Origin of the sequence: Sphaerisporangium sp. NPDC005288 (assembly GCF_040607475.1) — a bacterium.
Taxonomy (GTDB): Bacteria; Actinomycetota; Actinomycetes; order Streptosporangiales; family Streptosporangiaceae; genus Sphaerisporangium; species Sphaerisporangium rhizosphaerae.
The window spans coordinates 1-6,502 of the sequence record NZ_JBEXGT010000100.1 but is presented as its reverse complement, the minus strand read 5'-3'; the positions used below and the strand labels follow the sequence as shown (position 1 = coordinate 6,502).

The 6,502-nt window shown below is 71.3% G+C and carries 3 protein-coding genes and 1 pseudogene; 2 read left to right on the top strand and 2 right to left on the bottom strand.

What is annotated here, in order from left to right; genetic code table 11:
- The first annotated feature begins 1 nt into the window (after position 1).
- Entirely contained in the window at positions 2-124 is a 123-nt protein-coding gene (locus tag ABZU32_RS40765; protein ID WP_354932123.1) for an RICIN domain-containing protein, read from the top strand.
- A 179-nt stretch (positions 125-303) separates the two neighbouring features.
- On the opposite strand, the gene dnaE is transcribed toward ABZU32_RS40765, so the two are convergent.
- Together dnaE and ABZU32_RS40755 are read right to left on the bottom strand one after the other, a co-directional pair.
- A complete protein-coding gene (dnaE, locus tag ABZU32_RS40760) occupies positions 304-3,825 on the bottom strand; it encodes a DNA polymerase III subunit alpha (RefSeq protein WP_354932120.1) in 3,522 nt (1,173 codons plus the stop codon).
- 318 nt (positions 3,826-4,143) lie between these two features.
- Positions 4,144-4,437: pseudogene (locus ABZU32_RS40755) on the bottom strand (chorismate mutase); the annotation flags it as partial.
- A gap of 930 nt (positions 4,438-5,367) precedes the next feature.
- Between ABZU32_RS40755 and ABZU32_RS40750 the strand changes: the two are divergent.
- A partial coding sequence (locus ABZU32_RS40750) for a serine/threonine-protein kinase (protein ID WP_354932117.1) occupies positions 5,368-6,502 on the top strand: 1,135 nt, incomplete at its 3' end.

Below are 6,502 nucleotides of genomic sequence, written 5' to 3'. Positions count from 1 at the left end.
CATCACCGGCGTACAGTCCGGACTGTGCCTGGACGCCACCGGACAAGGCACCGCCAACGGCACCACCATCCAGCTCTACACCTGCCACGGCGGCAACAACCAGAAATGGACCTGGACCCGCTGACCTGCTGACCAGCGCTCGGTTGTGGCCGGACGCGCAGGACCCGCGGCGGGACGCCCGCCGCGGGTCCTGCGTTCACGGCCGGCGCCGAGCCGAGGTTCGGCGGCCCGGACCGCCGCGTCCACCGGCCCCCGCATGAACGGGCCGTCCGCCGGACTTCACGCGGTCACACGGGGACGGGTTCAGACGCCGAGGCAGGCGGGGCCGAGGAGTTGCTTGAGGTCGCCCATCAGGGCGGGCGAGGTGGCCACCCTCAGACGGTCGTCCAGGCGCATCACGGTGGTCTTGGAGCCGCTGTGCAGTTGCAGGTGGACCTCGGTGGTGCCGCGGTGGGTGGACAGGACCTCCTTGAGGCGGCCGATCACCGGAGGCGTGCACCGGGTCACCGGCATGCTGACGACCAGCGGGCCGCCCGCCTCCTGCGACAGGTCGGGGGCGGTGACCTCCATCGCCACGATCTTGGCGACGTCCTCCCGCTTGTCGAGCCGGCCCTTGACGAAGACGATGGCGTCCTCGGCCAGCACGGTCGCGCACAGCTGGTAGGCCGACGGGAAGATCATGACCTCGATGGCGCCCTCGAGGTCCTCCAGGGTGGTGAGCACCCAGGTGTCGCCCTTCTTGGTGACCTTGCGCTGCAGGCCGGTGAGGATGCCGCCCACCGTGATGACCTGCCCGTCGGGACGGTCGTCGGACTGCAGCGCCGCCACCGAGCAGTCGGCGCCGGAGGACAGGATGTGCTCGACGCCGAACAGCGGATGGTCGGAGACGTACAGGCCGAGCATCTCGCGCTCGAACACCAGCAGCGTGGACTTGTCCCACTCCCCCGCCGGGATCTGCACGTCGAAGGTCTGGTCCTCGGCCCCGTCGATCGCCCCGAACAGGCTGTCCTGGCCGATGGCCTCGTTCTTCTTGATGTCGATGATGGCGTCGACGGCCTGCTCGTGCACCATGACCAGGCCCTTGCGCACGTGGCCGAGCGAGTCGAACGCCCCAGCCTTGATCAGCGACTCGATGACCCGCTTGTTGCAGACCAGCGCCGGCACCTTGCGCAGGAAGTCCTTGAAGTCGCCGAAGCGGCCCTTCTCCTTGCGCGCGCCGATGATGCCGTCGACGACGTTGCCGCCGACGTTGCGGATGGCCGACAGGCCGAAGCGGATGTCGGTGCCGCGCGGGGTGAAGTCGAAGTCGGAGTCGTTGACGTCCGGCGGCAGCACCTTGATGCCCATGCGGCGGCACTCGTTGAGGTAGAGCGCCGACTTGTCCTTGTCGTCCTTGACCGAGGTGAGCAGCCCGGCCATGTACTCGGCCGGATAGTTCGCCTTGAGGTAGGCGGTCCAGTAGGACACCAGCCCGTAGGCGGCGCTGTGCGCCTTGTTGAAGGCGTAGTCGGAGAAGGGGACCAGGATGTCCCACAGGGTCTTGATGGCCGCGGCGGAGTAGCCGTTGTCCTTCATGCCCTGCTCGAAGGAGGCGAACTGCTTGTCCAGCTCGGCCTTCTTCTTCTTGCCCATCGCGCGGCGCAGCAGGTCGGCCTTGCCGAGCGAGAACCCGGCGACCTTCTGCGCGATGGCCATGACCTGCTCCTGGTACACGATCAGGCCGTGGGTCGTGCCGAGGATCTCCGCCAGCGACTCGCGGAACTCCTCGTGGATGGGGGTGATCTCCTGCTGGCCGTTCTTGCGCAGCGCGTAGTTGGTGTGGGAGTTGGCGCCCATCGGCCCCGGCCGGTAGAGCGCGCCGACGGCGGAGATGTCCTCGAAGTTGTCGGGCTTCATCAGCCGCAGCAGCGAGCGCATGCCGCCGCCGTCGAGCTGGAACACCCCGAGGGTGTCGCCCCGGCCGAGCAGTTCGTAGGTCTTGGGATCGTCCAGCGGCAGCTTCAGCAGGTCGATCATGTTGCCGGTGTTGGCCTCGATCATCTTCAGGCAGTCGTCGATGATCGTGAGGTTGCGCAGGCCCAGGAAGTCCATCTTGAGCAGGCCGAGCGTCTCGCAGGTCGGGTAGTCGAACTGCGTGATGATCACGCCGTCGGAGTCGCGGCGCATGATCGGGATGTAGTCGGTGAGCACGTCCGAGGACATGATGACGCCCGCGGCGTGCACGCCGGTCTGCCGGATCAGCCCCTCCAGGCCCCGGCCGAGGTCCATCGCCGCCTTGACGTCGACGTCCTCCTCGTACAGCTTGCGCAGCTCGCCGGCCTCGTTGTAACGCGGGTGATCTTTGTCGAAGATGCCCGACAGCGGGATGTCCTTGCCCATCACCGCGGGCGGGAACGCCTTGGAGACCTTGTCGCCGAGCGCGTAGGGGTAGCCGAGGACGCGGGCGGCGTCCTTGATGGCCGCTTTCGCCTTGATGGTGCCGAAGGTGGCGATCATCGCGACCTTGTCGGCGCCGTACTTCTCGGTGACGTACCGAATGACGTCGGCCCGCCGGCGTTCGTCGAAGTCGATGTCGACGTCGGGCATGGACACGCGGTCGGGGTTGAGGAACCGCTCGAAGATCAGGCCGTGCGGCAGCGGGTCGAGGTCGGTGATGCCGAGCGCGTACGCCGCCAGCGACCCGGCGGCCGAGCCTCGGCCGGGGCCGACCCGGATGCCGTTGTTCTTGGCCCACATGATGAAGTCGGCGACGACGAGGAAGTAGGAGGGGAACCCCATCTGCAGGATGACGCTCATCTCGAACTCGATCTGCCGCTGGTGCTCCTCGTCCACCCCCTCGGGGAACCGGCGCCGCATGCCGCGCTCGATCTCCTCGCGGAACCAGCTCTCCTCGGTGTGGCCTTCGGGGATGGGGAAGGTCGGCATGAGGTTCTTGAAGGTGAACATGCCGGCCGGGTCGACCTTCTCGGCGACCAGCAGCGTGTTGCGGCAGCCCTCGGCCCACAGGTCGGAGGAGTCGACCGCGCGCATCTCGTCGGCGGTCTTGATGTAGTAGCCGCTGCCGTCGAAGCGGAACCGGTCGGGGTCGGACAGCTGCTTGCCGGTCTGGATGCACAGCAGCGCGTCGTGGGAGGTGGAGTCGGACTCGTAGGTGTAGTGGGAGTCGTTGGTCACCAGCGGCGGGATGCCCAGTTCGGCGGAGATCCTGGTGAGCCCGTCGCGGACCCGGCGCTCGATGTCGAGGCCGTGGTCCATGATCTCCAGGTAGTAGTTGTCCTTGCCGAACAGCTCCTGGTAGCGGGCGGCGGCCGCGAGCGCCTCGTCGTACTGGCCCAGGCGCAGGCGGGTCTGCACCTCGCCCGAGGGGCAGCCGGTGGTGGCCATCAGGCCGTCGGCGTGCTCGGCGAGCAGCTCGGCGTCCATGCGGGCCCACTTGCGCACGAAGCCCTCGGTGTAGGCGCGCGAGGAGAGCTTCATCAGGTTGCCCAGGCCCGTGGCGTTGCGCGCCCAGATCGTCATGTGGGTGTAGTAGCCGCCCGCCGACACGTCGTCGCGCTTCTGGTGCGGCTCGCCCCACAGCACGGGCTTCTTCTGGTGGCGGGAGGCGGGGGCGACGTAGGCCTCGATGCCGATGATGGGCTTGATGCCGGCCCCGGTCGCCTGCTTGTAGAAGTCGTAGGCGCCGTGCATGTTGCCGTGGTCGGTGATCGCGATGGCGGGCATCTCGAGATCGCCGACCTGTTTGAACATCTGCTTCAACCGCGCCGCTCCGTCCAGCATGGAGTACTCGGTGTGAACGTGCAGATGCACAAACGATTCAGCCATGCGGGCCGTCCCTCTCCCCTCGATCCGGTGCGGCGGATGAGAGCCTACGCCGTGCCGGGCGCCTCTCGTGGCACACGGGGCCCGCCGGTCTCAATCGTGATCCGGCACCGGAGCGGCGAGGGCCCGCACGGCCGCGCGATCGCGCAGGTCGCCCTGGTCGGAGCCGCCTTGGGAGCCGCCCTGGACGCCGTCGGGCGCGTGTTCGCCTCCAGTCTCCCGCGTGTCGCCGCCCGGCGCCCCGCCCGTCCCGGCCGTCGCCGGCGGCCCTCCGCCCGCCGTCGCGGCCGGCGCCGCGTCCCCGGCGGCCCTAGCCGTCTCGGCCCGCTCTCGCTCGGCCAGGTGCAGCCCGGCCTCGATGACGGCGTTCATGACCGGCGCGAGCAGTTCCTCGCCGAGCCGCGGGGCACGGCGGGCCATCGCGGCGACCAGGCGGCGCTCGCGGTCCATGTCGCGCCCGGCGAAGCCGCCGACCGGCTTGAGCCGCTGGATGGTGCCCGCCAGGCCGGCGCGGCGCTCCAGCAGGACGGCGAGCGCCGCGTCCACCCGGTCGATGGCCTCGCGCGCCGCCGCCACCGTGGCGGGGTTCTCGTCGCGTACCAGAGCGCCGACCACGGTCACCGCCTCGCGCGCCGCCGCCACCACCGCCGCCGGGGCCCGCGGCCCGAGCCACAGTCCGTCCGCCCCGGCGGCCACGACCGCCGCCGCGAGGCCCGCGTCGCCGCCGGGAGCTGCGATCACGGGCAGGCCCGAGCGCTCACCGGCCGCGAGCGCCGCGGCCAGGTCGGCGGCGAGGCCGTCGCCGGGGTCGCCGTCCTCGCACAGCACCACGCCCCGCGCCCCCGCCCCGGCGCACCGGCCGGCGGCCTCCAGCCACTCCTCCAGCGGAGTGCCCGCGGTGCGGGTCAGCACGACGGGCAGGGCGAGCGCGCACACGGCCTGGGCGAAGGCGGGGTCGCGCGACCACGACGGAGCGGCGAGCACCGCCCCGTCGGCGTGCGCGGCGAGGGCGGGAAGGTCGTCATGGGACGCCGGCTCGGCGAGCAACGGCCCATCCCAGGCGGATCTGGCCCGCGCAAGCGCCTCGGCGGCGCGCCCGGCGCCGGGTCGCACCCAGCGCCCGTCGGCGCCCGTCCCGGAGGCGAGGTCGCCGCCCAGCACCACGGCCGGCCCCGCGCCCACGGTGAGGCTCCCGATCTGAACGGCCTGCGGACCCGGTCGCCCGGTCGATGACATGTCGGCTCCCTGTGGTGGGCGCCGGCCGCGTCACCCGCGAGCCGGCGGGGTCGTTGAATGACGAAAGGACGAAGACCGCTCGTCTCCGCCTCTGCCGGCTCCGGTTGTCGCTAGATCGTGACGGTGACCGGCCCTCCCGGAGCCGGGCCGAAGACCACGAAATAGCAAGTCACGGCCTCAAGGGTAACAGAGATCCGCCATTTGCTGGACGCCGCGTCTCACATGGCGGACTGATCGAGCGGCGCCGCGTTTGCACGTGCGCACCTCTATGGGACGATTCATTCGCCTGAAAGGGGGTAGCGGCGGGTGATGTCGGAAGCACGGCCGGGCGAACGGCGACAGGGACGCCGCGTGGCCGACCGCTACCAGCTACTGGAGCCGATCGGCCGTGGCGGCATGGGCATCGTATGGCGGGCGCACGACGAGCTGCTCGACCGGGCCGTCGCCGTCAAGGAGGTCCGCTATCCCGGTGACCCTCAGGACGACGAGGTCGCCGAGCTCAACCGCCGCACGCTGAGAGAGGCGCGGGCCGCGGGCCGGCTCGCGCATCCGAACGTCGTGGTGGTCCACGACGTCATCGAGGAGAACGGCCGCCCCTGGATCGTCATGCAGCTGGTCGACTCGCGCTCGCTCGGCCAGGTGCTGCGCGACGACGGGCCGCTGCCGGTGCGCATGGTCGCCGAGATCGGCCTGCAGGTGCTGGAGGCGCTGCGCAGCGCGCACGCGGCCGGCGTGCTGCACCGCGACGTCAAGCCCGAGAACGTGCTGCTCACCGACGACGGCCGGGTGGTGCTCACCGACTTCGGCATCGCGCGCATGGAGACCGACACGACGATGACCCGCACGGGTCTGGTCGGCACGCCCGCGTTCATCGCCCCCGAACGCCTGCGCGGCTACCCCGCCCAGCGCGAGTCCGACCTGTGGTCGCTCGGCGCGACGCTGTACGCGGCGGTCGAGGGCCGCCCGCCGCACGACAAGGGCATGGCGATGGCCACGATGCACGCCGTGCTCAACGACGAGCCCGAGCCCGCGCTGCGCGCCGGCCGCCTCGGCGCCGTCCTGTCCGGGCTGCTGGAGAAGGACCCCGACAGCCGCCTGAGCGTCGACCAGGCCGAACGCATGCTGCGCAGCATCGCCGAGGACCGCTCCAGCGTCCCCACCACCTCCCAGCGGACGCTGCCGGCGACGCCGCTGCCCACTCCCCCCACCAGCCCGCCGCGCAAGCAGCCCAAGCCGGCCCGCCGGCCCGCCGGGGCCGGGGAGCCCGAGCAGGCCGCGCCGCGGACGGGCGCGGAGGCCGGCTCCGGCGACCGGGCTGGGGCGCTGGAGAAGGTCCAGTCGCTCAAGCAGGCCCCCTCCGCCGAGCCTTCCCCCGGTGAGACCCCCGGCCGGGCCGCGCCCGGAGGGGCCGAGGCGCCGGCCGCGGGCAAGGCGGCGGGAAAGG